The following is a 26,520-nucleotide window of genomic DNA, read 5'->3' on the forward strand; positions in this document are numbered from 1 at the left end:
CTGTGTCTGAGAAAAATACGTCATTAAGTTATAAAGATGCCGGTGTCGATATCGATGCTGGAAACCAATTGGTTGAGCGCATTAAATCGGTTACCAAACGTACCCATCGCCCCGAAGTTCGAGGGGGCCTGGGCGGATTCGGGGCATTGTGTTCATTACCGGAAAAGTACAAAAATCCCTTGTTAGTTTCAGGCACTGATGGAGTTGGCACAAAGCTGCGTCTGGCAATGGATTATAGCCGTCACGACAGCGTTGGTATCGATCTGGTCGCAATGTGTGTGAACGATCTCATTGTGCAGGGCGCCGAGCCTCTGTTTTTCCTTGATTACTACGCTACCGGTAAGCTTAATGTTGACACAGCCGCCGCGGTAGTCAGTGGCATTGGCACCGGTTGTGAGCAAGCAGGTTGCGCATTAATTGGTGGTGAAACGGCAGAAATGCCCGGTATGTACCACGGCGATGACTACGATATCGCCGGCTTTTGCGTTGGTGTGGTCGAAGCCGATGAAGCCATCGACGGCAGTACCGTAACTGCCGGGCAAAAACTCATTGCACTGGGTTCGTCAGGCCCCCATTCAAACGGCTACTCGCTGATCCGGAAAATCATCGAAGTAAGCGGTGCTGATGTAAGCGCCGACCTTGAAGGCAAGCCGGTTATCGACCACCTGTTAACGCCTACCCGTATTTACGTAAAGTCGGTACTTGAGCTGCTGGGCAGCGTAAAAGTAGCGGCCATCTCGCACATCACCGGCGGTGGTTTCTGGGAAAACATTCCGCGCGTGTTACCTGCCGATAAAAAAGCCGTTATCGATGCCAACAGCTGGCAATGGCCGGCAGTATTTAACTGGCTACAAGAGCACGGAAATGTAACTACCCATGAGATGTATCGCACCTTCAACTGTGGTGTCGGTTTAGTGCTGGTGGTCGATGAGCAGGACGTAGAGAGCGCTTTGTCAGTGTTAAATAATGCCGGTGAAAACGCCTGGCTGATTGGTGACATAGCCGAGCTCGACGGTGAAGAACAGGTAGAGATCAACGCTTAACATGACTACCAAGCCCAATATTTGCGTTTTGATTTCAGGTAATGGCTCTAATCTCCAGGCCATTATCGACGGCGTTAACGCAGGTAAAATTAATGCCAATATTGCCTGCGTTATTGCTAACCGGCCCGATGCCTATGGTCTTGAGCGAGCGCGTGAGGCCGGCATCGAAGCGGTTTGTCTCGACCATAAACTCTACAGTGACAGGCAAAGCTACGACATTGCTTTGCGCGAGGCGCTTGAAGCCCATCAACCCAAGTGTGTGGTGTTAGCGGGCTTCATGCGCATACTAACCAGCGAGTTTGTGGAACATTTCAGCGGGCGCTTATTGAACATTCATCCATCTTTGTTGCCAAAGTATAAAGGGTTGAATACGCATCAACGTGCCTTAGACAATAACGACGATGAACATGGCCTAAGTGTTCACTTTGTTACCCCTGAACTTGACGGCGGCCCCGTCATCATTCAATGTAAGGTACCGGTATTTGCCGATGACAATGCCGAAGCACTTGCCCAAAGGGTGCAAGAGCAAGAACGCAGTATTTACCCACTAGTGGTTCACTGGTTTTGCAGTGACCGGCTAAAAATGAACAACAATAAGGCACTATTAGATGGTAAAGTTCTTCCGGACAACGGGTACGCTAACGAATAATACATTCACCTTACTGGTATTTTCAGGGCTGCTGGCATTGGCAACCAATGCCATCGCCAGCGAGGATGAGCCGCTCATTAGCCCTTTTGAAGCGGTTTATTACGCCTATAAATGGGATGAAAATCTCGGCTCAGCAAAAATCTCCCTAGAAGAGTTAAGTGAAGGCCTCTATTCACTGACCTATCAATCCAAAGTGTCGAAGTTCTTTCTTACCGATAAACGCTTTGAACATTCCATATTTACAGTCGAAGACGGACAACTGTTGCCGCAGGAATACAACTATTCACGCAGTGGTACCGGTCCCGATACCTCACTGAAGGTGATCTTTGACACCAGCGCTGATGGCACTATTCAAATTGTCGAGGATGACGAGAAAACGTCTATGGACTGGCAGGGCGAATTTGACAACCAGCTGTATCGACTTGATGTCCCCATTCGCTTGCGACAAGGGCGCGAGACCCTTGAATATGACTTTATCAATTATCGCGGCCAGCAGCGCCATTATGGTATGGAAGTGTTAGGCAAAGAGTCTGTGACCCTGCCCTATGGCACCATCGAGGCCTATAAAGTAAAAATAGTCCGCGATTCTAAAACCCGCGTGACCTTTGCCTGGTTTGCGCCCGATCTCGATTATCAGTTGGTGCGCCTGCAGCAATTTAAAGACGGTGACGAACAGGGCGACTTGCGCTTAAAAGCATTTTCCAGCAGTAAAAAATAATCCCGTCAGCGATGTCAGCCCGTTTGATATCGCGCATCTTTCCGGTACCGCCAGCCATGGTATCGCCCACGCTGTGCAGTTAACTTTACGGCTTGCAGTCGTTCGTCGACTTACGCCGGTATTACTTGATCTTTTGCAGTGACAACGCTAGTTTTACCTAGTCTGGTCAGACCTCAACTGCAGATCACGAGGAGAAATAATGTCTGATTTAGTGTGGATTTTACTCATAATACTGACACTGTGTGTGGCAGCGTATCAACGCCTCTCCCTGACGAATGCCGTTGCATTGGCAGCAGGTGTATTGGTTATCGGTACTGTATTTGGCTCATTAGGCCTGCTTAGTTGGATAGTGTTTGCCGTTGTGACAGTTCCCCTTGTGATACCGGCTATCCGCATCCCCTATTTAACCGCACCGATGTTCAAAATGTACCGCAGGGTAATGCCTGAAATGTCATCGACCGAACAGGAAGCAATTGATGCTGGCACCGTGTGGTGGGATGGCGAAATATTTTCCGGCCGACCAGACTGGCAAAAACTACATAGTATACCCAAGGGCCGGCTCACCCCTGAAGAACAGGCTTTTCTCGACGGTCCGGTTGATAAAGTTTGCAGCATGATAGATGAGTGGCAGGTGAATCACAAAGATGCCGATTTACCACCACAAGTGTGGGCATACCTTAAAGAGCACAAGTTTTTCGCCATGATCATTAAAAAGGAATATGGCGGACTGGCGTTTTCAGCCTTTGCTCAATCACGCATTATTCAGAAACTGGCCGGTACCAGTGCCGTGTTATCCAGTACCGTTGGCGTACCTAACTCATTAGGACCCGGCGAGCTATTGCAACATTACGGCACCGAAGAACAAAAAAATCATTACTTACCGCGACTAGCCAGTGGTGAAGAAATACCTTGTTTTGCTCTCACCGGCCCCGAGGCAGGCTCCGATGCCGGTGCAATAACTGACCAGGGCATTATATGCAAAGGTGAATGGCAGGGAGAAGAAGTGCTGGGCATGCGTCTCACCTTCGACAAGCGCTATATTACTCTCGCGCCAGTGGCCACCGTTATCGGCCTGGCATTTAAATTATATGATCCGGACAAACTCCTCGGCGACAAAGCCGAACTTGGCGTTACCTGTGCGCTTATCCCCCGTGATACGGACGGACTTGATATTGGCCGCCGCCATTTTCCACTGAATACGCCGTTTCAGAATGGACCGGTTCGCGGTAAGGATATTTTTGTGCCGTTAGATTATATCATTGGCGGGTCAAAAATGGCCGGCAAAGGCTGGCGCATGCTTATGGAGTGTTTGTCAGTGGGCCGCTGTATTACCCTGCCTTCCACATCAGCTGGCGGCGCTAAATCCTGTGCCATGTCGACCGGTGCCTATGCCCGAATTCGCCGGCAGTTCAGAATACCCATTGGCTCAATGGAGGGGATTGAGGAAATGCTCGCCCGCATAGGGGGTAACGCCTATATGATGGACGCCGTAACCCGCTTCTCAACAGTCGGCGTTGATTTAGGTGAAAAGCCATCGGTCATTTCGGCCATCTGCAAATACCATCTTACCGAACGAGCCAGAACAGTGGTGAATGACGCCATGGATGTGCATGGCGGCAAAGGTATTATGCTCGGTCCGAACAATTATCTGGGTCGCGGTTACCAGGGGCTCCCCATCTCCATCACCGTTGAAGGCGCGAATATCCTGACCCGCAATATGATGATATTTGGTCAGGGCGCCATGCGCTGTCATCCGTACGTTTTAGCAGAGCTTAAAGCCGCTGCCATGACAGACAAAGACACGGCATTGCACGCTTTTGACGAGGCGGTGTTTGGTCACATTGGTTTTGCCCTGGCGAATGCACTGCGCAGTGCCTGGTTCACGCTTACCGGTGGTTACTTCTATAAGTCACCATTTAAAGACAGTACCTCCAGATACTATCAGTTATTGCAAGGCTATAGCGCAAACCTGGCCCTGCTGACCGACATTTCTATGGGTATTTTAGGCGGCACCCTGAAGCGCCGGGAGCGGTTATCCGCACGATTAGGCGATATTCTCAGTGATATCTATTTAGCCAGTGCAGTGCTAAAGCGTTTTGACGAAGAAGGCCGTCAGCATGAGGATTTGCCCCTGCTACACTGGGCAATGCAGGATTTAATTTATAATCTTGAAACGGCGCTTAGCGACTTTTTAGATAACTTCCCCATCCGCTGGTTGGGTAAAGTACTGGCATTTAAGCTTATGCCCTTTGGACATCGGGTGAGCAGACCCACGGATCAAACCGAACATGCTATTGCGCGGATCCTGCAACAGCCCGGCCAGGCAAGAAGCCGTTTGGGCGATGGTCAGTATTTAACGCGTGAACCAGGCAGCTTACCGGGTGAGTTAGAGCAGACTCTGGACGATGTCATCGCTGCAGAGCCGGTTTTCGATAAGATCTGCAAGGCCCTTAACGAAAAGCGGCCCTTTACTCAGTTAGATAAGCTGGCCGACATTGCGCTGGAGAAAAACCTCATCGACGACGACGAAGCCGATTTGCTCCGCCGAACCGAGAAAGGCCGCGCCAAAATCGTAGCGGTTGATGATTTCGATCCCGGGGAGCTCGTTGCTGCCGTGCGCTAATCTTTAGTGCGTGACCGCTCAATAATGAAAAAAAGGCGCCCTTCGGCGCCTTTTGTATTAAGTGCTGAGGCTATCTTTGGGCGGCCCTGGCAAACAACGATTGTTTGTCCGCAGCAGACAAAAATGCCTGGTTTACGCCATTAATTTGTACTTGCTTTAGCTGTTCGTCGCTGAGCTTAATGACGTCTCTGGCCACGGTGTATTCGTCAGCCAGGGTAATTGCCGAAATACCCGGATCATCGGTGTTCAGCGTTACTTCAATTCCCGCCTCTAAAAACTGTTTCATAGGGTGATTAGGCGTATCTACAACCGTGGCCGTTTGATAGTTAGACGTTGGGCAGGATTCAATGCCAATATGGTGCTCCGCCAGATAAGCCATAAGCTGTTCGTCTTCCCTGGCAGCCACGCCATGACCAATTCGGTTGGCACCCAATAATTCAATGGCATTCCAGATGCTTTGAGGTCCATCCGCCTCACCCGCATGAACCGTAATTTGCCAACCGGCATCACGAGCCTGCTTAAAATGATTCACAAACAGCGGCGCCGGAAAACCCAGTTCATCACCGGCTAAGTCCAACGCGGTAATGTGCGCTTTATGGGCTAACAGCCCATTGAGTTCCTGAGTGCAGGCTTCAGTGCCAAAGGTGCGACTGAGAATGCCGATCAGGTTGTGTTTAACGCCAAAATCACGCTCGCCGTCGGCACAGCCCTGTACGGTGGCAGCGACCACATCGGCGATATTCAGTTGATGGGTTTGTGCCATATAATATGGCGAAAATCTTAACTCAACGTAATCAAGGCCTTCTTGCTGAGCATCCTGCATGTTTTCGTAGGCAATTTGATAACAGGCATCGACATCGGCAAGCACAGAAATGCCGTAATCCAACCTGGCTAAAAAGGCCAGTAAGTCAGCGGTTTTATCCTGTATCTGGCAAAGTGGAAGGAGCGCTTCGAGGCTCCTGGCAGGCAGTGCTATATTATGTTTGGCCGCCAACGTCCAGATGGTTTCGGGGCGAATGTTGCCATCAAGATGACGATGAATGTCTACGGCAGGTAAATCCCCGAGCATAGCAGTTCCTGGCAGGTTTAATTAATTTGCAGCTTATCCATTAACAACACGGCCTGAGTACGGGTATTAATGTTAAGCTTTTTAAGCGCAGCACTGATATGCGCTTTCACCGTTGCTTCAGTAACATTCATTTCATGGGCTATTTGTTTATTCATCAGGCCGGCACGAACCAACTTGAGTACCGACACCTGTTTGGGGGTAAGTTCTTTAAACCGGTTCAACATATCATTCATATTGCCGCTGTTTTCAGTCATTTTTTCGGCTATGTCAGCAGGCAGCCACTGTTCACCGCTCAGTACAATGTCAATGGCCTCGGCAATCGAACTCGTCGGCGTCGACTTCGGCACATAACCGCTGGCGCCCAGAGTGATCGACTGAGAAATCACGTCTATATCGTCGTTGGCTGACACCATCACAATGGGTAATGCGGGAAACTTTTGTTTGATAGAGGTTAAGGTATCAAACCAGTTGGCCCCGGGCATGGATAAATCCAATAGTAACAAATCAACATGGCCGTTTTGGTTTATGAGGTCGACTAACCCCTCTGCCGAGCCGGCCTCCAACACTTCTAAGCGTTCAAATAAAGGCTTGAGCGCGGCGGATAATGCTTCCCTGAACAGCGGATGGTCATCAGCAATCACAAATTTCATTAACTAAACTGCCTTTGGCGACTGTAGTATTTATAATAAGGGTAATACTAAAGGTGTAAGTTGAGAAGTAAATAGTAGTCAAATAAGCAATTTTTTTGCCCTGAGACTTGGCTTTCTGCGTTGGCCGGGTAAAATTGCGGCGCATAAATTCAACTGTTGGAATACCCAGTGTCAAACAAAGATAACCTGTTCGCCGCCCCCCTTAGTCAAGTGAGTGATTTTAGCTTTGATGAAGCGGTCGCTGATGTGTTTCCAGACATGATTAATCGCTCTGTTCCGGGCTACCAGACAATTATTGATACCATTGGTCAGTTGGCGGCCAGTTACGTTCAACCTGCGTCAATGGTCTATGACCTGGGCTGTTCATTAGGCGCAGCGTCCCTCTCGGTATCACGCCGGTGCCCGGCGCAACATTGTGAGATTGTCGCGGTCGACAGTTCAGCGGCGATGGTGGAACGCTGCAAACGTAAGGTAGGTACATTTCAGTTACCCAATCCCATTGAAGTTCGTGAGGGCCTGGCGCAGACCGTGGCCATAAACAATGCCTCAATGGTAATCATGAATTTTACGCTGCAATTTATTCCACCGGCAGAACGCGCAGCAATATTACAAACCATTTATGACGGTTTGTTGCCCGGTGGTATTTTTGTATTATCAGAAAAAATTCGTCATAACCACGCCTCGGGTGAATCGTTGATTAACGATCTACATCTTAATTTTAAGCGGCAAAATGGTTACAGCGAACTTGAAATCAGTCAAAAGCGAGCGGCATTAGAAAATGTCATGTTAATCGATACCTTCGCAGATCATGAACAACGGCTCAGAAATGTTGGTTTCAGCGACGTCGTCATGTGGTATCGCTGTTATAATTTTATGTCTCTGGTCGCAATAAAATAAGGCGCTAACCATGACCGCATCAGCACTTTTTCATACCTGCTACCAGGATCTGTTAAACGGGCCTTTGTCACACTGGCTTAATACCCTGCCCCAGCAAATGGATAGCTGGTATCGCGACGATCTACACGGCGAATTTAAAAAATGGCAACGATTGCTCGGTAAATTGCCGCAGGTGCCACCGGGCAATATTGATTTGCGCGAGAGTGTCACGGTGGGTGATGCCAGCAGTACCGATCCGTACACCCAAAAGCAAATAGAAGGCTTGCTTCGCCAGTTTATGCCCTGGCGTAAAGGCCCGTACTTTATCCATGGGGTACACATAGACACTGAGTGGCGGTCAGACTGGAAATGGGAACGGCTAAAGTCTCACATTGAACCATTGAAAGGGAAACAGGTGCTTGATGTTGGCTGTGGTAGCGGTTATCACCTCTGGCGAATGTACGGCGAGGAGGCAGCAGGTGTTTATGGTATCGACCCCACTCAGTTGTTTTTTATCCAGTTTATGGCTGTTAAACACTTTCTTGGCGAGGCGCCGGTCCATTTTCTGCCGCTCGGCATTGAGCAAATGCAACCGCTAAAAGCCTTTGATACGGTGTTTTCCATGGGTGTACTCTATCATCGCAAAGATCCCATGGAGTTTTTAAATCAGCTCAAATCGCAACTGGTTAAAGGCGGCCAACTGGTGCTTGAAACGCTCATCGTTGATGGCGATGAACAAACCGTACTGATGGCCGGTGAACGGTATGCGCAAATGCGCAATGTATGGTTTTTACCCAGTACCAGCGCCCTTATTGTGTGGCTCAAACGCCTCGGCTTCAGTGACTGTAAAGTGGTTGATGAGTCGGTCACGTCAACGGCTGAGCAGCGCACAACCTCCTGGATGGAAAGCCATTCGTTGCAGGACTTTCTGGACCCCGACGATCACACCAAAACCATCGAAGGTTACCCCGCGCCGAAGCGCGCGGTAATTATTGCCACTAAAAATTAATGGTTATCCGGCAGCCTGAACAACCAGCGAGTTAGCCGCCAACACTGCATTTGATCGGTTTTTGTGCAATCATACGCAAGAAACTGATTTATATGCAGTGGTTAGGATCCGGGTTGAGATTTCAAGCTTCGGAATTGGCACAGATGTTGTAACTCAGTTACACAAATGCTGTGCGAATCATTAATAACTAAGGCAGCTTTATGGACATATCTACGTTTCTTGCGGCGCATCGCCTTCCGGATAGCTACCGCGACATTGCACAAAAATGGTTCATACCATTGGCTGACGAAATTTTTGAGCACCAAAGCAGTGCAAAGAAGCCTTTTTTTGTGGGCGTAAATGGTTGTCAGGGTTCTGGCAAATCAACACTTTGTGACTTTTTAGTTTACTACCTTACCGAGCATAAAAAATTAAATATCGTATCGTTGTCGGTGGACGACTTTTATCTCGATAAATCCAGCCGAAATGCGCTAGCGGTAAAAGTACATCCTTTATTGGCAACCCGGGGCGTTCCCGGAACCCACAACGTAAAACTCGCTCAGGATACCTTCGATCGCCTCAGAGGCTATGGTACGGTATCCGTGCCTCGTTTTAGTAAAGCTACGGATAACCCATTTCCGGTAGTGGAGTGGCCGGTCATCAATTCGCCACCGGATGTTGTGTTAGTTGAGGGATGGTGCTGGGGCGTCAAACCACAGAGCAGGCAACAGCTGGAGATACCGGTCAATACGCTGGAACAGGAAGAGGACCCGCTGGGTACCTGGCGTAATTACGTAAACAAACAACTGGCTGATAGTTATCAGACTCTGTTTGAACAAATGGCTTTTTGGGTCATGTTGAAAGCGCCGTCATTTGATCAGGTCTATCACTGGCGTAGAGAACAAGAACATAAACTTGCCGAAAAGGTGGGGAGTAACCAAAGTGGTGTTATGACTGATCTCGAAATTAAACGGTTTATTCAACATTACCAGCGACTCACTGAACATAGTCTGGCAACATTACCTGCCAGCTGTAATTATGTGTTCCACCTGGATAGCAGTCGTCAAATTACCCATGTAGATAAGGCAGTTTAATGGATCAGTCGAGCATTGTGATCTTTAGTGATATGGACGGCACCTTGCTGGACCATCACACATACAGTTTTGCTGCCGCACAGCCAACGCTGGATGCGTTATTTGCGCGCAGTATCCCGGTTATACCGAACACCAGTAAAACGTTTGTAGAAATGGTCGAGCTGCGTAACAAAATCGGCTTACAGGGGCCTTTCGTCATAGAAAACGGCGCGGCGCTGTTTATACCGCATGGTTTTTTTAAACAAAAACCGGCCGGTACAATCTGGCAGGACGGCTTTTGGTGTAAATCCTTTATTTCCTCCAAAGGCTACTGGTTAAAACTGTTAGAAATAGTTAAAGCTGATTTCGCAGGAGAATTTACTCATTTTAGTGAGATGAGCTTAAACGACCTCATGGCTGCCACCGGTTTAAGTGAGGCGAATGCCCGCTTAGCAGCCAAGCGCCAGTTTGGCGAACCGGTAATGTGGCTCGGCAGCGACGAGCGTAAGGCTGCATTTATTCAAGCCGTGCGTGAGCGTGGTGCCACACCGTTGGAAGGTGGACGGTTTATTCACATCTCCGGCGATTGTACAAAGGGAAAAGCACTTAACTGGTTTATGGAGGAGTATCGACGCCAGACAGCAATGACTGCCACGTCGATTGCCCTTGGTGATGGTAAGAATGACATTGCCATGATGGAAGCCGCTGATATTGCCGTGCGCATTGCGTCGCCCAGCCACCCGCCTCCACAGATAAATAAAAAAGATAATGTCTATACCAGCACACTACAAGGCCCTGAGGGCTGGACAGAAATGCTCACACAATTGCTTTCATTGAAAGATTAGGAGGACACATGGCCGATTTTTATCAAAATGGCATCGTTACAACGTTACATAACCTTGCCAGCCGGTCGACTGAAGCGCTCGAAACTGAGCTGCTGAGGTTTTCGCAAAAACGCCCGATGGCGTTAATTTTACCCTCATTGTTTTCAGAGCTTGAAGGCCCGGCCCTGTCAAACATCGTGGATGAACTGACTAACGTACCTTATTTATCTGAGATCGTCATCGGTCTGGATCGCGCCGATGCCGATCAGTATCGGCATGCGCATGGTTTTTTTAAACGCCTGCCCCAGCATCACCGTATTTTATGGAACGATGGTCCCCGGCTTAAAGCACTGGATGAAGAACTTCAGGCGCTTGGTTTGGCACCTAAGGAACTGGGCAAGGGTCGCAACGTTTGGTACTGCATGGGGTATATTCTGGCCTCAGGTAAAGCTGAGTCTGTTGCATTACACGACTGCGATATCGTTACCTATAACCGCGACCTGCTGGCACGACTGATTTATCCGGTGGCTAACCCGCAGTTTAATTATGAGTTTTGTAAGGGTTATTACGCGCGGGTGGCCGACGGTAAAATTAATGGTCGCGTCTCCAGACTGCTGGTAACGCCATTGTTAAGAGCGCTCAAACGCACCTTGGGCGACAACGAATATATCGAGTTTATGGATAGCTTTCGTTATCCATTAGCTGGCGAGTTTTCGTTCCGTCGCGATGTGTTAAATGACATCCGTATACCCAGTGACTGGGGATTGGAAATTGGCGTACTGTCTGAAATGCACCGAAATTACTCGCACAATCGCTTGTGTCAGGCCGACATTGCCGAAACCTACGATCACAAACACCAGGATCTGTCCCTCAATAATGAGCAGGGCGGCCTGTCGAAAATGTCTATCGACATCACCAAGGCACTGTTTCGTAAACTGGCCACACAGGGGGTGTCATTCAGCAATGAAATGTTCCGTTCAATTAAAGCCACCTATTTCCGCATTGCGCTGGATTTCATCGAAACCTACCACAATGATGCTGTTATGAACGGCCTGACCCTGGACATACACAGCGAAGAAAAAGCGGTCGAGATGTTTGCCAGTAATATCATGAAGGCAGGCCAGCATTTTCTGGAAAACCCCATGGAAACACCTTTTATCCCGAGCTGGAACCGGGTAACCAGCGCCGTGCCCGACATTCTTGACCGCTTACTTGAGGCAGTCGAAGCAGATACTGAAGAATTTAAAGGATAATCAATGACAAAACACTGGGATTACTTACACGAGAAGATCAGCCATCATCTTCAGTCTATTTATGCAGATGTTGTGATTCCTATGCCTGTGGGCGAGCTGGCGACGGAATTAATGAAGTGCATAGGCATTGAAGACGAAAGCGACATTGTGATCCCCCAACCACATGAGAACTACTGGGACGAACAAGATATTATCATGATCACTTATGGTGATAGTATCATCAACGAAAACGAGTCGCCGCTGGGCACCTTGTCGCGTTTTTTACACAAGTATTGTAAAAACACCATCAACAAAGTGCACATTCTGCCGTTCTTTCCCTTTAGTTCTGATGATGGCTTTTCGGTCATTAATTACTCCAGTGTCAATGAGTCACTGGGGACCTGGTCTGATATCCACAGACTGGCCGCTGATTATGGTTTGATGTTCGATTTAGTTATCAACCATTGCTCATCCCGCAGTGTCTGGTTTGATAACTTTATTAAGGGAGAGGGGCCGGGCAGTGATTTTTTCCTGACCGCTAACCCCGCTTCGGACTTATCGGATGTTACCCGGCCCCGCACCAGTCCGCTGCTGCGTGAAACTGAAACAGCGAACGGTACAAAACATGTGTGGTGTACCTTTAGTCACGACCAGGTCGACTTTGATTTCACTAACCCCAAGGTATTAATCACCTTTGTTCAGATCATTAAGCATTACATCGATAATGGGGCTAAATTGTTCCGTCTTGATGCCGTGGCATTCTTATGGAAAATCATTGGTACCAAGTGCATCAATTTGCCGCAAACTCACGAGGTCATCAGACTGCTGAGAACGTTAATTGAACATGCCGATCCAAGCATTGTAATTATTACTGAAACCAACATTCCTAACCGGGAAAATCTGACCTATTTTGGTAATGCTAACGAAGCCCATGCAATTTATAATTTTTCACTGCCACCATTGCTGGTAAATACACTGGTGACCGGTGACTGTACGTACCTGAAAAGCTGGATCATGAGTATGCCACCAGCGCAAAATGGTACCACCTACTTTAACTTTATAGCCTCGCATGATGGTATCGGCCTGCGCCCTGCCGAAGGTTTATTGAGTGATGAAGAAATTGGCACCCTGGTGCAGTCGATGCAAAACTTTGGTGGTCGCATTTCATGGCGCTCTGGTGAGCAAGGCAAGCAAAAGCCTTACGAAATTAATATTACGCTGTTCGATGCAATGCAAGGCACCACAAAAGGCCCGGACAAGTACCAGGTGGATCGCTTTTTGTGTGCACACGCCATAATGCTCGGTATGGAGGGGATCCCCGGCCTTTATATTCATAGCCTGTTAGGCACCTCAAACGACTACGAAAAAGTCGCTAACACGGGGCAAAACCGCTCAATTAACCGCAGACGCTGGGATTACGGTGAACTCGGTGCATTGCTCGATACGCCCTACTCGCAACATCACAAGGTGCTTACGCGTTTGTCGCAGTTAATCAGGATCCGTAAAGCACAGGAAGCCTTCCATCCCAACGCTGTGCAATTTACCTTACAGCTGGGTACATCACTGTTTGGCTACTGGCGGCAAAGTATTAACCGCAAACAAAGCATTTTCTGTGTCAGTAATATCACGGATGAAGAACAATCTATATTGCTGTCGGATCTTAACTTAATTAACACGGATAACTGGATTGATCTAATTACCCGTGATCAAATTGAGGATGTGCTCGGCTTTATCCAGTTAAAACCTTATCAAACGGTGTGGCTGAGCAACATGGATTATGAAGAATATCGCAAAGCCGTCGCAGAAGACTCGTAACACAAAACGAGTCAACGCATCTCATTATCTACAAGGCGCTTTTAAGCGCCTTGTTTTTTTATTACTGGCGACGCTGCTCGCGAAGATTCCATGAGTGCCTGATTTTTACCCTGTTTTTTAACCTGATACCAGTACTTGTCGGTCAGTGGCTACGCCGCATGCCTGTTATCAGCCATACCTGAACCGTCGATGCGGAGTATCTTTCGCAAGGCGTCTACACCGAGAGACTATTGGCTATTTACTGCTGTCAGTATATTATCAATAGCGGTTCACAATTAACGCTCGAGGAGCGTGATACCATGAACAACGCTACTTTTTCACCCAGCCACTATGGCGCGCTGTTAGGAAAAGTGATTCTTGCAACAATGGCACTGTTAACCATACCACTGCTGGGTAACCAGCTGAGCAATGATGTAAACTGGTCGCTGTTGGACTTTACCGTCATGGGTAGCTTAGTGTTTGTATTCGGCAGTATTGTGGCAATCGGTGTTAAGTTGACACCCGGGCGATTAAAGTTGCCCTTTGCCGTCATTATCTGCATGGCCTTTGTTTACCTTTGGGTCGAATTAGCAGTTGGTGTCTTCTTTAACCTTGGCAGTTAACCTTTAGCCTGGTCATACTGAATGCCCGGGTAGTGGCATAAATAAGACTACCCTGTCTATGACGCCGTAAGTCTGTTCCGCCACGTTATTCACTCCTTACCCGCATATATAACTCGTTACCGGTAACCTTTATAGCCAAAATGATAATGACACTGGCAAGCAAAAATACATTATTCTGATACACTTTAACGATGTGAAGTATGTGCTTCGATGCCCCAGGCGTAGCGCAAGGAAAAGCTTTTTGTGACAGATAAAAACCGTAACTTTATAAGGGAAACGAACGAAACAAGCGGAATGTGGCTTACCTGTAAGGTAATTTTTTTTACAGCTATTGGTTATGCCGCGCTGGGCTATATTGGCCAACTTGTATCAGTGCCACCCAGTTACGTTACAGTTATCTGGCCTGCTGCAGGTTTAGCCTTAGCATCTACCTTATGCTTTGGCTTCAGAGCTTTACCCGGTATATTCATCGGGTCTGTAGCGATAAACGTGTATATACGCATCGTTACTGGTGGCGGTGAAGGTTCATTTTTAACCCCACTGTTGTTGGGCTTTTGCCCGACACTACAAGCGTTAGGGGGTTACCTGCTGGTAAAACGGTTTATCGGACTGCCGGTTTCCTATCGCTCTCCAGCAGTCATTTTTCGCTTTTTGCTACTTGGCGGTGTCGTCAGCACAGTAATCAGTGCTTCACTGAGTACCACAGTTCTCTGGGCTTACAGTGCACTCAGTAATGAAATGCTATTGACCACCGGGTTAAACTGGTGGGCTGGTGACGCAATTGGTGTGGTGTTCACCCTCCCCTGGTTGCTCGCGTTGTTCCCTCGACTTGCCGGATCGCAATTCCCGGGCGGGCGGTTCGTTTTATTGTCTCTGTGTGGATTTTCAATGTCTGCGCTGGTTTTCTGCTTAATGGTGCTCAACGAAGAACGCACACAGCAAGCCAGCGAGTTTGCCAACAACGCCAACATCCAGGCGCGAAATTTAGAAACCAGCATACGCAACGTCTCCAATACCTTGTACTCTGTCGCGGGCTTCGTTAAAACACAACCTGCCTTGACACCGCAGCAGTTTGCTACCTTTAGCCAGGATATTTTGCAAGCCACCCCCGAGCTTTACGCGTTATCCTGGAATATCCGCCTGACCGGCAGTGAATTACCGCGCCTTGCACAATGGTTAACCCCACATTACCAGGCCTTGGAACGCGATTTCGCTTTCACCATTACGCAAAATGCTGAGGATGGCAAACAAGAACCGGTGCAACCAAGGCCGTTACATGTTGTTATCTCGTTTATTGCGCCGTTGGGGATCAGTGATCAGGCACTTGGCTATGATGTCTATTCTCAGTCATCCCGACAACAAGCATTAAAGCTCGCCTGGGAAGCGCAAACGCTGTACCCGACGACACCGGTTGAACTTGTTCAGGCAACCGACGACCACCTCGGGGTATTGTTGTTTCTGCCCGTCGAAGGCGAGCGCGAATTACCTTTTTCCAGTGGCTACACCACTGGCGTCATCAGCATCAGCAAGTTAATGAGCCTGGCATTCAGTAATAACCTGTTGGAAGGCAACGGCGTATTGTTAACTGACCCACAGGCAAGCAGTAACGCAATTTTGTACAGCAAAAACCTGACTCAAAGGGAGCAGCAATTGTTGCTCTCGGAAGGCACAATGCCTGCTGACAGGGATTTCTATCACTCTGCTCAGTTTCCCTTACTCGCCCAGTATCGCATCGCAATTGGGGCCCGCCACTGGACAATGACAGTGGTGAATAACACGGCCTTTATTTATCAACCCTGGGGCGTGCACCTGCTGTTAGCCAGTGCTGCGCTGTTTGCCGGTCTGTTAGGCTGGTTTATGATTGTGGTAGCTGGCAATACCAACGAAATTGAAGACAAAGTTAATCAACGTACCCGGGAGCTGTCGCTGGCCAATCAACGTCTCGTTGCGTCTGAGCGCCGCCAGAAGGAAGCGATGTTAGAGGCAGAGAAATCCAACCAGGCAAAAAGCGCCTTTCTCGCCAACATGAGCCATGAGATCCGAACCCCTATGAATGCCATATTAGGGTTAAGTCGCTTAGGCCTTAAACACGCTGACGTTCAACAGGCGCAAGACAAATTCAGTAAAATACATCAGGCTGGCGAATTGTTGTTGAGTATCCTGAACGACATTCTGGATTTTTCAAAAATAGAAGCCAACAAGCTGGAACTGGATGTGCATCCGTTTTTACTCACGGAGATCATTGGTCAGATTGATGATTTATTCCGCACACAGGCAGAAAGTAAGCACCTCGAATTGAGTATTCGCTTTGGCAAAATACACAGCCCGTATCTTCTGGGTGACTCTCTGCGGATCAGGCAAATACTGGCAAACCTGGTGAGTAACGCCATCAAATTTACGCATCAGGGTAGCATCTGCGTATTAGTGGAACAGCAACCCCTTAATGAAAGCCATGGTGAAGATCAGATCATGTTGATATGGCACGTCACTGACACGGGCATTGGTATGACCGAGTCACAACAGCAACGCTTGTTTGACGCGTTCAGTCAGGCTGATTCGTCGATCAGCCGGGTATATGGTGGCTCAGGTCTGGGTATGACCATCAGCCTGCGGCTGGCCGAGGCCATGAACGGCCAAATCAAAGTTAGCAGTGAAGTAAACAAAGGCTCTACGTTTACGTTTTCATTACCCTTAGCCACAACTGATGCTGACAATCTACACCAGCATAAACATGCTCAACAAGGAGTGAACACTTATCAGACAGCGCCCTACAAAACAGCAACGCTCTCAAAGGAGACTACTACCGCTGCGGATATCAAGGGCCATATTCTGTTAGTCGAGGACAATCCGATTAATCAGGAGATAGCAAACGAACAGCTCACCTCACTGGGCCTTAAAGTGACCCTTGCTGACAACGGTCAGCAAGCCCTGGATAAGCTGAGCCGACAATCCTTTGACCTTATTCTTATGGACGTTCAGATGCCCGTTATGGATGGGTATACGGCAACCCGCCATATCCGCGACATGGGCAACAACGTCCCTATCGTTGCATTAACGGCAGCAGCCATGATAGAAGACAAGCAAAAGGCCATTGCATCGGGCATGAATGATCACCTCAGTAAACCCTTTAAAGAATCTGAAATACTCCAGGTGCTGGCGAGCTGGCTACCTGAATCATCGGTTTAACTGGCGTAGCCGGAAAACGTTGCAAATACACTATTGTAAAATCCAAAGGCAAAGCCAACCGGCGCTGCCTTAGCCAGCGCTGTCGCACCCCGTAAAGCGGCACCGTCGTAAACTAAGCCATGTAAAAACCGACGTGATAAATGCTATACTCCGCGCAAATTTATGATCTGTGTTACTGGTATGGCAAATTCTTCCTGGCTTTCATTATCTGACGCATTACACACTATGCTGTCAGCGGCAAAACTCACCGATAAAAAAGAAACACTGGCGCTTGGCAGCGCCCTGGGCAGGGTCACCGCCACAGATATCTATGCACAGGTTAACGTCCCCCCCTGCAATAACTCAGCGATGGATGGCTATGCGCTGCGTAGCGCTGATGGTAAGTCCGGCGCCCGCCTTGCTGTAACGGCCACCGTGCTGGCCGGTGACAGCCACAATCCTGCCGTGGCAGAAGGGCAATGCGTGCGCATAATGACCGGGGCGCCAGTACCTGCCGACTGTGATGCCGTGGTAATACAGGAAAATGTCCGGCGCGACGCGGACACTATCACCTTACACTCCGATGTATCGCCACTGGATAATATTCGCCAGACCGGTAATGACATAGCACAAGGTAGTCTCATACTGGCGCGCGGCAAACGTCTTACGCCGGCCGATTTAATGCTGTTGAGTTCCATGGGCAACACCCACATTGAGGTATATCAGCAACTTAATATTGGTTTACTGGCTACCGGCGATGAATTAGTGGCACCGGGTACGCCACTTCAGGCGGGGCAAATCTACGAGTCTAACCGGTCTGGCATAGCGGCACTGCTGGCGCCATTAAACGTTCGTATTAAAGACTACGGCATCGCCCCGGATGAGCCCGAAACACTGAAAGCCCTGCTTAAACGTGCCCAGCTCGAATGCGATATTATTATATCTAGTGGCGGTGTCTCTGTGGGTGATGCCGACTTTGTTAAACCAGTGCTGGATGAACTCGGCAGTATCGGGTTCTGGAAAATTGCCATTAAACCCGGTAAACCCTTTGCGTTTGGCCAATTGGGCAATGCGTTATTTTGCGGTTTACCCGGCAACCCGGTATCGGCTTATGTTACAACCGAACAGTTAGTGGTACCGCTGCTGCGTTACAGCCAGGGGGAAAGCAACGTAGGTAATGCGCACCGCTTAACGTTACAGGCACGTATTACTCAGGATATACAGCGCCGGGCCGGCCGGCTCGACTTTCAACGCGCAGTATTTACGCAGAACGCAGACGGCACTTTGAGCGTAACGCCGCTGGCTAATCAGAGTTCAGGCGTGATGACCAGTTTTACCCGCGCCAACTGTTATATGCTGATCCCGGCCGATACGGCCACGCTCAATGCCGGCGAGTTCGTCGACATTCAACCTTTCTCTGTAACGTCAATGGTCTGACAGCAATGATAATATCGCCACGAACGGCACTGGAAAGTCGTCGCTTAATTCGCCTCGCCTGGCCCCTGTTAATTGCGCAAATTACACAGATGCTGATGGGCGTCAGTGACACCATTATCGCCGGACGCTACAGTGCACTGGACATGGCAGCGGTGGCACTGGGATTTAGTATTACTATTCCAATCATGAGCTTTATTCAGGGTATCGCCTTAGCAATACCGCCTTTAATAGCCCGGTTACATGGCGCCAAAAGCCATGATGATGTGGCTAATGCCACGCAACAAGCCGGTTATTTACTGCTGTTGGTCAGTATTATCCCTTTTATCGGGGCATTTTTTGCTGCCCCTATCGTGGCGATTTTTCCCATGGAAAAAGCCCTGGCAGACATCACAACCGATTATGTCAGCTACGTATTTTTAGCCTTCCCGGCCTTTGCTGTCTATCAGTGGTCGCGCAATTATTGTGAAGCACTGGGCCACACTAAACCCAGCATGATCATCACGGTGATTGGCCTGCTTGTGAATATCGGCGGTAACTTTTTGTTTGTTTACGGCGGCTGGGGTATACCCGCTATGGGCGGCGCGGGTTGTGGTATTGCAACCGCACTGGTGTTTGTTGCCATGGCCGTTGTTACGCTCATCTATGTCAGCTATGCACCGCGTTTACGCCGCTATCATTTATTCAGTCACTGGCATATACCGCATTTTTCGACCATCGTGTATACCTTTCGCCTGGGGCTACCCATCGCAATGACAGTGCTGTTCGAAGTGACTCTGTTCGCCGTTGTCGCCTTGTTACTGGCCCCTTTTGGGGCAAACATCGTTGCGGCTCACCAAATAGCCCTTAACTTTTCGGCACTGATGTTTATGTTTCCTTTAAGCATGGGTATGGCGATCGCGATCAGGGTGAGTTTCCGCATCGGTCAGTACCGCATTCGCCAGGCCAGAGTGGCTGTAAAAAGTGCGCTAATCATTGGCACCCTGGTATCGGTGATGACGGCGTCGTTTACGCTGCTGGCAAAGGGACTGATAATTTCGCTCTACACCAGTAACGAAGCCGTGTTTGCTATTTCATCTCAACTGTTAATTTTTGCCGCGTTGTTTCAGTTTTCAGATGCAATACAGGTGATTTCGGCCAATGCCCTGCGTGGCTATAAAGATACGACCGCTATGTTCTACATCACATTTTGCGCTTACTGGCTCATCGGTTTACCTGTGGGCGTTATACTGGGTACAACTGACTGGGTAACGCCCGCTCCATTAGCAGCAAGTGGCTTCTGGATGGGTATAATCGCTGGCCTTACCAGCGCAGCTATTATGCTTGGCTGGCGATTGTACGTTGTTCAAAAACGCCTCGAAAACTCCCCGCGCTTTATGTCGCGGGCATAACCACATTTTGCGGTCGATTTGCATCATTTGCTTAAATTAGCGATCATAGTGGCATGTAACAAAGGGAGTGTATTATGAACGACCTTAATATGCTGCGTGTATTTTTGGCAGCATTTTTTACCTTTGTCGCCCTTTTTTATACGGGGTTAATTCTTTATAAAAAACGGCGCTATCAACCTGTCACAACGATGGGCCCGACTTATAGCTGCCATTGGTGGAATCACCTGACGTTTCGCCTGTTCAGAGCCGCTATTTGGCTGGTGTGCGTGTGGCTGGTGTTTAGCCCTGCGGCCTTTGATTATCTGGTGCCTTTTACAGCACTGATGATCCCTCAGTTGATGTGGTCTGGCGCGATGTTTCTGGTTTTGGGATTCATCATTGCCATTGCGGCAAACTTTTCGCTGGGCGATCAGTGGCGCAGTGGTATCGTGCAAAATGACAACCACAGCCTTATAAAAACAGGCCTGTATAATATTAGCCGCAACCCGGGTTATATAGGCGTAGGCGTTGCGCAGATGGGCTTTTTTCTTGCGCTGCCGAGTCTGTTTAGTTTAACTTGTTTGCTGGTCGGTCTGTTTGCATTACGTAAACAAACCCTGCTTGAAGAGCAATATCTGTTAAACCGTTATCATAAACGCTATGTGGATTACCGTTCGCTGGTGCCGCGCTGGCTCTGATCCTGCTGACCGTGAGGGCGTCGCTCACCGGAGTTTTGGCTGAATGACTCACCATCGCCGGGCGCAGGCCCCTCAAAAGATGTCGCCTCCGGATAAGGCGCCTGTTTCCATAAGTCGCCGATAACAGGGTCCTCAGTATCGTTAAGTTCTTCATCTTGCCAGGCATAGCGTTTATCGGCATGCTTTGGATCGCGCCGCCAAAATAGTAGTGCCGACGCTACCCCGCCCACGGCACCAAAAAAGTGGGCTTCAAATGAGATCCCCGGATCGCGGGGAAAGATAGTCATGATCATGCCCCCATACATTAAGAACGCAATCATCATCAGTGCGGCGGAGCGCCGGTCTTTTCTCAACAAACTTACAATAAACAGAAAAAAGAACAAACCATGGCTGATGCCACTGGCACCAAGGTGCACCGATTCTCGCCCAAACAACCAGACACCAGCGCCGGATACCAGCCATACCATTAACAGTACTTTGCCGCGTGAGTTAGGATAGCCATAGCGCACCATAGCGCCTAATACCACCAGCGGTAAGGTGTTATTAAATAAGTGTTCATAAGAGCCATGCACTAACGCCGATGTCGCTACCCCATATAAACGGGCCCATTCCCGGGGGATAACGCCAAGGGTATTCAACGGCAGGTCGAATAACACACCAGCAGACTGAATAACCCACAACAGCGCAACGGCTATAACAACCGGCAACACTGCCGAAGACAACTCATAAGGGGATTTTTCAATTTTCATTTAGCAGATATTGGGCTGGACAGCGCAAATTTCAATTCAATTTATGCCAGTCTTGCGGTGTATCGATATCAATAACAGGCTCTGTGGCTACACAATGAATACGGTTTGGATACGTCTTCAGCAAACGACGCAAATGTTTGCCAGCGCCTTCGTCACCGCTGAGTTGTTGCAGCAGTGCTACCTCATGACGGGGAAAAATCACCGGCGGCGCTACGCGCTCAGCCTCGCAACAGGCGGTAATTTTACCTTGCAGCGTAAATTGATGGTTGAGCGCATTCAACAGCGACGAGTGCACACCAGCCTGATCGCCCAGACCAATGAGCAAGCCAGTATGGTAAGGCGCTAACAATGTCGTAGCGTGGCTGACGCTGGCCGACAGCCCCAATTGCCAGTCGGGCACCCTGCTTACCTCTACCTGCGCAGGCAGCGCGTTTATAACGGTTTTATGCCAATACCCCGTAAGCACCACAATGTCGTTCAGACCGGCCAGCTGGTATTGTTCGATAACGTGGCAAATCAGTGGCAGCTTGCTGACGGGATGCAGCGCGGTGAGCTTGCAACTGCCGTAGCGACTGGCCCGCCCTGCGGCCATAAGTGCAACCCGAATGGTGCTCAATTTTTGGGTAACCTGTCTGGCACAGCAACTGTTGCAGCCAAAGCCTGCTCTGCTGTTGTATCAGACTCCTCATGATTAATGAGCTGTGCAATGGGCGTTGACCCTACCGGACGGTAAAGCACCAGTGTTTCGGCTATCTTATCCTGAATGGTTTGCCGGTTTGGATCCCAGAATATCTGTAAAAAGCCCAGTAAACCGGTAGCAAAACCTGCGGTGTAGCCCCCATATCGGCCAAAGCTTTCCCACAAATTGGGCAAAGTGCCGTCTAGTTTTACCACTTTAACCCGCAGCAGTTTTTTACCAATGGTATGGCCGCCCCACCAGGCGCTTAATACGCTGTAATACAATGCCGCCCAGCCAAACCCAAGTCCGAGATCGCTGATAATGCCTTGTACCCAGCTAATCAGGCTCTGCGATCGGCTGGTATCATTCTCACTACCCAGGCCTATTTTGATTGCTGGCTCAGGGGGATTGGTAACACTTTCCTCAATGTTCGGTGCGGTACGCGATGATGGTTGCTCCTGCGACTCTGTCACCGGCATGTTTGCAGCCAGGGTGGTTGTATATATATCGAGTAAATACTCAGACTGCCCGGCGGTTAACCCTTCGTCGTCCAGAAACGATTGAAACTTTTGTGTAGCCTCTTCAGCGGTCATTTCAGTATCTGCAAACGCCTTGGCAAAACCGCTGGCGACTTCTTCGTAACAATCCATATCACCATTACAGCTTTGCCAGGCATATTTTTGCGCAACCTGGAGACCGGCCGTAATATATTGCGGTTTATCACCCAGCGGTTCACTATCGCTGTCAAAATGACTCGAATCAACTATCGTGTAGGTAACAAAAAACAGCAGTAAAGCACCGGTAAAGCGCAATGACTTGCGCGCAAAGCCGCGCTTTTTATGGCTATCAGCAAGATGCTTACCTGCCCGAAAAAACGTTACAGCAACAAACACCGCTAAAATAAGCGCGTGCGCCGTACTCAGCAGAACCACGATACTCACATCGATACATTGCGCGAATAATCGGCGCCATGGCGAGGCCAGAGGCTGGCCCAACAACTCATCGGCAACGCCAAATGCATAAGGGGTGACCCGCTCACGGGTTTCTTTGCTCGTGAGTGTTTCGGTTTCAGCAGCGTCTGGTTGAGAAGTAGTGGCTACACCTGGCATGGTATTTCATCCTTGTTACATCAGTTCACAATCGATTAGAGGCGACCTATTGACCGTATCGTTATACCGCAATACCGGATGAAAAAACAGCGCTAACGCATGCAGGCGCGCAAGCACGCCTGGTGAACCGTAACAAGGCTGGCCTGGCAGCTATTCCCACTCAATAACACTACTGCTTGCCGCAGGCACAGCAGTCGCGTAGATAAAGCAGTAGGTTGGCCTCGATAAACCGCACTGTGTAATACCGTCGTTAATAAAGGAAGAGTTTGTTAGATTACCAGCGCCAACTTGACCAGCTGTCGCAGCAGTGGATCTTGTCCAGCCCGCACAGGTCTCTAGCGTGACAGCTCCCTCACCGTTAGAACCTGTAAAGACATCCACAGGCCCGTCAGTAACACTATTATCCAACGGCGTTACATCGGCATTGAGAAGCGCAGCAAAATTACTGACAATTTGCGTGTTACCATCGCCACGACAGATGAGCTCTGCGGTGGGTATATTGAAGTTTGCTGCCATAGCACGCATTTCGTCGTCAGCATCGACACTGATAAAAGCGCGCGTCGAACTCCCGGAAACTTGGGGAGGTTATTGTTATCATCGTCACAATGCTCGTCAAAGCCTGACCACCCGCATTCCCATCAGTATGGACATCGCTGACTCATAACCCGATATTAGCGTAGGCATTCACAGCCGAGTAAGCCAGCTCAAAAACCTATAGAGCCTTAACTGTTTCATTAACTTGAAGCTTTGTAATTTGATTTTTTGATATTAACAGTAGCGATTTGTTTTTGTAAATCATTCGTGTTTTTACATTAGCAGTCTTAAAAAAGCTCTAATTCGCCAATATAATCAATATTTTGTTCTAATAAACCCAAAAAACCATATCATAAAATTTAACCTTTTCTCGAAATTAACACTATCCTTACAAGGCATAATAGTAAAATGATGACTGTGTAGCGATAAGCACGGCAATTAACACTTAACAAAGCGAAGAAGGAATACTATTTTGAAGTTTAAAACGGGTTTATTGGCTCTTACAGTTGGCACAATTTTCACCAGCCAAATCGTCCATGCGGCCATACAGGTTAACATTGAGCCTACAACACTTTATACAAACGAAGATGGCACCGCTATCACTTACCAGGTTGTATTGGATCAGGCGCCGAGCACGGGTGAAACGGTTACGGTAACACCAACGAGCGGCGATGTAACAGAGGGCACAGTAAGCGGTGCACTTAATTTTACCGATGCAAACTGGGATACACCGCAAACCGTCACTATTTCGCCTGGGGCGTCAGGTGACGGTAACGATGGTGATGTTATGTATACCATTACCCATCCAACTACCGCTTCGGGTGGCACAACCTCTTTTAACGGCGCACCATCATCGCCGGGTGACGTGACTGTGACTAACATCAATATTGAAGCCTCCACTACAATACTAATGAACCCGGCAAGTGGTACTGCCTTCTACCTTAATGAAGGTAGCTCGCAAACAGTCACGCTTTCAACAACGAGTTTACCTGCCAATGATGTTTCTGTGGATATAAGTATTGCGGGTAGTGAAGCAACAGTCTCTCTAGGCACTGTAACCCTGAATGCAGGGAATGGTTACTCGGCAACATTTGATGTTACCGCTGTTGCCGATTCAACCATCGATGCCGACCAGGCCTTTACGGTTGTCACTGCCGCGTCTTCATCTATTGATGCTAATTACAACGGCATAGATCTCAACGATATTGCCGGTAAAGCCATTAACGTAGACGTAGCCCCATCAAGCTCCAGTTCTGTAATTGAATGGTAAGAGACAACTAGTTGAAATCATACGAAACGGCCAACTTCCGGTTTGATAGCGCTGCACAGTGGAGCTATCTTTTTTATCTGGTAGTTGGCCTTATTATATTAAAATCGCAAGCCCTTAAAAGTACGGTGGACTGGTTTTGTCTTCTTTTGGCGAAACTCGCCTTTGGATTAGGCAGTGTTTTTGACAGCAGGCTTGTTCGCGAACACTCCATACTCTATGTTGAGGACTATGCCCATGGTATTGACATTACGCCGGCATGCGGTGCTCTGATTTTTTCACTGGTGCTAATCACTGGCGTGCTAACCTTTAAAAAGAAACACATTAAAGCACTGCCCCTTGCTATCGGGGCTTTTTTGGTCATACAAGCACTTAACGTACTGAGAATATTGTCACTCGTTTATGCCAGGTATTTCGATCACACTACTTTCGACATTATTCATGAAAAGATGTGGCCTGTAGTGTTCAGCCTGGTAACAGCTGCGCTCTTTTACAAGATTGTTCATGTGCGCAATTTACCCTCAACGCAAAAAAATTAAGCCTGGTAGCGCTTTTGTTTAATAACATTAAATCTCTAATTGTCTTTTGCAGCGTATTTACTCTTGTTATTGCTGCCTGGTATTACGCTGAACTCTATTTGTTTAAGCCCCTGGTACTCTCATTCGCAAATGTATTACTTGAGGTAATTCCGGATTTGCAATTATTACTTTTAGCAGAGTCTCCATCATCAACCTCCCTGCAACTTACCAGCCACGTATTTTCGCCCAAGCAAACCTATATTTTGGGCAATTATTACCCTGAAATTAAGTTAGAGCGTGTTACTGCCGCTAAGTTACCTACTCTGCTGAGTTTAACCATCGGAGTACCAGTTTATGCCTTACTGGAATACCTGACATTTCGCTCACTACCAGTAGCAGGGTTGAAGAATGTATTGAGTAATTTCGTTTGGGTTCTCGCGGGTATTGTCATTGCAATAGTGTGTTTACTTTTTTATAAAATAACGCTTATCTCACCGTCTGGCGCGGGGATGTTGCTGCAAAACGCTGACGGTATAGTTATATCACCGGTTTCTTTTCCCCCACCGCTAAGTGCTATTGCGAAAGTAGTCGCTGATTTTAGCGGTGTGATTGCCACATTTATCCTACCGGTATTTCTGTGTGCACGAAGGCTGCTAAACGTCAAACGCGTAAAAGGCTCACCAGAGACAATGCATTTATCAGAATAACCCTTCCCCAGTCGCGTTCCTAACTTTATCCAGGCATGGTAACCCGACAGGTTTAGTTATCTCATACTTTATTTATCCAACAATGCTAAGCCGGTCGGCCCATACCAACATAATTTTATGTCCCAGGG

At 48.5% G+C, this 26,520-nt stretch carries 24 protein-coding genes; 18 read left to right on the forward strand and 6 right to left on the reverse strand.

Annotation, left to right across the window (positions count from 1 at the left end):
- Positions 1-2: 2 nt before the first annotated feature.
- The 4 genes from purM (at position 3) to fadE (ending at position 5,033) form a co-directional block, all read left to right on the forward strand.
- On the forward strand, positions 3-1,043 hold the full coding sequence (gene purM / locus OIK42_RS10410; RefSeq protein ID WP_273640314.1) for a phosphoribosylformylglycinamidine cyclo-ligase: 1,041 nt from the start codon (positions 3-5) through the stop codon (positions 1,041-1,043).
- Between the two features lies 1 nt (position 1,044).
- Positions 1,045-1,692, forward strand: a complete 648-nt coding sequence (gene purN / locus OIK42_RS10415; RefSeq protein ID WP_273640316.1) for a phosphoribosylglycinamide formyltransferase — start codon at positions 1,045-1,047, stop codon at positions 1,690-1,692.
- Entirely contained in the window at positions 1,652-2,410 is a 759-nt protein-coding gene (locus OIK42_RS10420; protein ID WP_273640318.1) for a DUF3108 domain-containing protein, read from the forward strand. The genes purN and OIK42_RS10420 overlap by 41 nt, the downstream gene beginning before the upstream one ends.
- Positions 2,411-2,609: 199 nt before the next feature.
- Entirely contained in the window at positions 2,610-5,033 is a 2,424-nt protein-coding gene (fadE, locus tag OIK42_RS10425) for an acyl-CoA dehydrogenase FadE (protein ID WP_273640320.1), read from the forward strand.
- 70 nt (positions 5,034-5,103) lie between these two features.
- Here fadE and add read toward each other — a convergent pair whose 3' ends face one another.
- Both add and OIK42_RS10435 read right to left on the reverse strand, forming a co-directional pair.
- Positions 5,104-6,102, reverse strand: a complete 999-nt coding sequence (gene add / locus OIK42_RS10430; protein WP_273640322.1) for an adenosine deaminase — start codon at positions 6,100-6,102, stop codon at positions 5,104-5,106.
- 17 nt (positions 6,103-6,119) lie between these two features.
- Positions 6,120-6,752: a response regulator transcription factor gene (locus tag OIK42_RS10435; protein ID WP_273640324.1), complete on the reverse strand. Its 633-nt coding sequence runs from the start codon at positions 6,750-6,752 to the stop codon at positions 6,120-6,122.
- A gap of 168 nt (positions 6,753-6,920) precedes the next feature.
- On the opposite strand from OIK42_RS10435, the gene cmoA reads away from it, so the two are divergent.
- The 11 genes from cmoA (at position 6,921) to OIK42_RS10490 (ending at position 20,829) form a co-directional block, all read left to right on the forward strand.
- Positions 6,921-7,649, forward strand: a complete 729-nt coding sequence (gene cmoA / locus OIK42_RS10440; RefSeq protein ID WP_273640326.1) for a carboxy-S-adenosyl-L-methionine synthase CmoA — start codon at positions 6,921-6,923, stop codon at positions 7,647-7,649.
- A gap of 10 nt (positions 7,650-7,659) precedes the next feature.
- Positions 7,660-8,637, forward strand: coding sequence for a tRNA 5-methoxyuridine(34)/uridine 5-oxyacetic acid(34) synthase CmoB (gene cmoB / locus OIK42_RS10445; RefSeq protein WP_273640328.1), 978 nt, complete (start codon positions 7,660-7,662; stop codon positions 8,635-8,637).
- Between the two features lie 200 nt (positions 8,638-8,837).
- Positions 8,838-9,710: a kinase gene (locus OIK42_RS10450; protein WP_273640330.1), complete on the forward strand. Its 873-nt coding sequence runs from the start codon at positions 8,838-8,840 to the stop codon at positions 9,708-9,710.
- Positions 9,710-10,534: an HAD-IIB family hydrolase gene (locus OIK42_RS10455; RefSeq protein ID WP_273640332.1), complete on the forward strand. Its 825-nt coding sequence runs from the start codon at positions 9,710-9,712 to the stop codon at positions 10,532-10,534. The genes OIK42_RS10450 and OIK42_RS10455 overlap by 1 nt, the downstream gene beginning before the upstream one ends.
- An 8-nt stretch (positions 10,535-10,542) precedes the next feature.
- Positions 10,543-11,766: a glycosyltransferase family protein gene (locus OIK42_RS10460; RefSeq protein WP_273640333.1), complete on the forward strand. Its 1,224-nt coding sequence runs from the start codon at positions 10,543-10,545 to the stop codon at positions 11,764-11,766.
- Between the two features lie 3 nt (positions 11,767-11,769).
- A complete protein-coding gene (locus OIK42_RS10465; RefSeq protein WP_273640335.1) occupies positions 11,770-13,560 on the forward strand; it encodes a sugar phosphorylase in 1,791 nt (596 codons plus the stop codon).
- Positions 13,561-13,859: 299 nt separating this feature from the next.
- A complete protein-coding gene (locus OIK42_RS10470) occupies positions 13,860-14,162 on the forward strand; it encodes a hypothetical protein (protein ID WP_273640337.1) in 303 nt (100 codons plus the stop codon).
- A gap of 243 nt (positions 14,163-14,405) precedes the next feature.
- Entirely contained in the window at positions 14,406-17,348 is a 2,943-nt protein-coding gene (locus OIK42_RS10475; RefSeq protein WP_273640338.1) for a response regulator, read from the forward strand.
- Positions 17,349-17,528: 180 nt separating this feature from the next.
- The gene (moeA, locus tag OIK42_RS10480; protein WP_273640340.1) at positions 17,529-18,764 is read left to right on the forward strand and encodes a molybdopterin molybdotransferase MoeA; all 1,236 of its coding nucleotides are present in this window, start codon (positions 17,529-17,531) and stop codon (positions 18,762-18,764) included.
- 5 nt (positions 18,765-18,769) lie between these two features.
- Positions 18,770-20,152, forward strand: coding sequence for an MATE family efflux transporter (locus tag OIK42_RS10485; protein ID WP_273640341.1), 1,383 nt, complete (start codon positions 18,770-18,772; stop codon positions 20,150-20,152).
- 74 nt (positions 20,153-20,226) lie between these two features.
- Complete coding sequence (locus OIK42_RS10490) at positions 20,227-20,829, forward strand: methyltransferase family protein (protein ID WP_273640343.1); 603 nt, start codon at positions 20,227-20,229, stop codon at positions 20,827-20,829.
- Here OIK42_RS10490 and OIK42_RS10495 read toward each other — a convergent pair.
- The 4 genes from OIK42_RS10495 to OIK42_RS10510 form a co-directional block, all read right to left on the reverse strand.
- Complete coding sequence (locus OIK42_RS10495; RefSeq protein ID WP_273640344.1) at positions 20,799-21,578, reverse strand: rhomboid family intramembrane serine protease; 780 nt, start codon at positions 21,576-21,578, stop codon at positions 20,799-20,801. The two genes, OIK42_RS10490 and OIK42_RS10495, sit on opposite strands and share 31 nt — an antisense overlap.
- A 31-nt stretch (positions 21,579-21,609) precedes the next feature.
- The gene (locus OIK42_RS10500; RefSeq protein ID WP_273640346.1) at positions 21,610-22,194 is read right to left on the reverse strand and encodes a nucleotidyltransferase family protein; all 585 of its coding nucleotides are present in this window, start codon (positions 22,192-22,194) and stop codon (positions 21,610-21,612) included.
- Positions 22,191-23,366, reverse strand: coding sequence for an RDD family protein (locus OIK42_RS10505; protein ID WP_273640347.1), 1,176 nt, complete (start codon positions 23,364-23,366; stop codon positions 22,191-22,193). The genes OIK42_RS10500 and OIK42_RS10505 overlap by 4 nt, the downstream gene beginning before the upstream one ends.
- Before the next feature lie 150 nt (positions 23,367-23,516).
- Entirely contained in the window at positions 23,517-23,882 is a 366-nt protein-coding gene (locus OIK42_RS10510) for a hypothetical protein (RefSeq protein ID WP_273640348.1), read from the reverse strand.
- Positions 23,883-24,372: 490 nt separating this feature from the next.
- Between OIK42_RS10510 and OIK42_RS10515 the strand changes: the two genes are divergently transcribed.
- The 3 genes from OIK42_RS10515 to OIK42_RS10525 all read left to right on the forward strand — a co-directional run bounded on the left by OIK42_RS10515 (position 24,373) and on the right by OIK42_RS10525 (position 26,392).
- The gene (locus OIK42_RS10515; RefSeq protein WP_273640350.1) at positions 24,373-25,170 is read left to right on the forward strand and encodes a hypothetical protein; all 798 of its coding nucleotides are present in this window, start codon (positions 24,373-24,375) and stop codon (positions 25,168-25,170) included.
- A gap of 11 nt (positions 25,171-25,181) precedes the next feature.
- Positions 25,182-25,706, forward strand: a complete 525-nt coding sequence (locus OIK42_RS10520) for an exosortase/archaeosortase family protein (RefSeq protein WP_273640352.1) — start codon at positions 25,182-25,184, stop codon at positions 25,704-25,706.
- 155 nt (positions 25,707-25,861) lie between these two features.
- Entirely contained in the window at positions 25,862-26,392 is a 531-nt protein-coding gene (locus OIK42_RS10525; protein ID WP_273640353.1) for a hypothetical protein, read from the forward strand.
- Positions 26,393-26,520: the final 128 nt, after the last annotated feature.

The organism is Alteromonas gilva, assembly GCF_028595265.1.
GTDB classification, from domain to species: Bacteria; Pseudomonadota; Gammaproteobacteria; order Enterobacterales; family Alteromonadaceae; genus Alteromonas; species Alteromonas gilva.

Coding starts and splice junctions, on each gene's coding strand:
- OIK42_RS10420 (WP_273640318.1), top strand. CDS start 1,652: ATGGTAAAGTTCTTCCGGACAACGGGTACGCTAACGAATAATACATTC.
- OIK42_RS10495 (WP_273640344.1), bottom strand. CDS start 21,578: ATGAAAATTGAAAAATCCCCTTATGAGTTGTCTTCGGCAGTGTTGCCG.
- OIK42_RS10450 (WP_273640330.1), top strand. CDS start 8,838: ATGGACATATCTACGTTTCTTGCGGCGCATCGCCTTCCGGATAGCTAC.
- OIK42_RS10505 (WP_273640347.1), bottom strand. CDS start 23,366: ATGCCAGGTGTAGCCACTACTTCTCAACCAGACGCTGCTGAAACCGAA.
- OIK42_RS10435 (WP_273640324.1), bottom strand. CDS start 6,752: ATGAAATTTGTGATTGCTGATGACCATCCGCTGTTCAGGGAAGCATTA.
- moeA (WP_273640340.1), top strand. CDS start 17,529: ATGGCAAATTCTTCCTGGCTTTCATTATCTGACGCATTACACACTATG.
- OIK42_RS10455 (WP_273640332.1), top strand. CDS start 9,710: ATGGATCAGTCGAGCATTGTGATCTTTAGTGATATGGACGGCACCTTG.
- cmoB (WP_273640328.1), top strand. CDS start 7,660: ATGACCGCATCAGCACTTTTTCATACCTGCTACCAGGATCTGTTAAAC.
- OIK42_RS10510 (WP_273640348.1), bottom strand. CDS start 23,882: ATGGCAGCAAACTTCAATATACCCACCGCAGAGCTCATCTGTCGTGGC.
- fadE (WP_273640320.1), top strand. CDS start 2,610: ATGTCTGATTTAGTGTGGATTTTACTCATAATACTGACACTGTGTGTG.
- OIK42_RS10490 (WP_273640343.1), top strand. CDS start 20,227: ATGAACGACCTTAATATGCTGCGTGTATTTTTGGCAGCATTTTTTACC.
- OIK42_RS10485 (WP_273640341.1), top strand. CDS start 18,770: ATGATAATATCGCCACGAACGGCACTGGAAAGTCGTCGCTTAATTCGC.
- OIK42_RS10465 (WP_273640335.1), top strand. CDS start 11,770: ATGACAAAACACTGGGATTACTTACACGAGAAGATCAGCCATCATCTT.
- OIK42_RS10470 (WP_273640337.1), top strand. CDS start 13,860: ATGAACAACGCTACTTTTTCACCCAGCCACTATGGCGCGCTGTTAGGA.
- add (WP_273640322.1), bottom strand. CDS start 6,102: ATGCTCGGGGATTTACCTGCCGTAGACATTCATCGTCATCTTGATGGC.
- OIK42_RS10460 (WP_273640333.1), top strand. CDS start 10,543: ATGGCCGATTTTTATCAAAATGGCATCGTTACAACGTTACATAACCTT.
- purN (WP_273640316.1), top strand. CDS start 1,045: ATGACTACCAAGCCCAATATTTGCGTTTTGATTTCAGGTAATGGCTCT.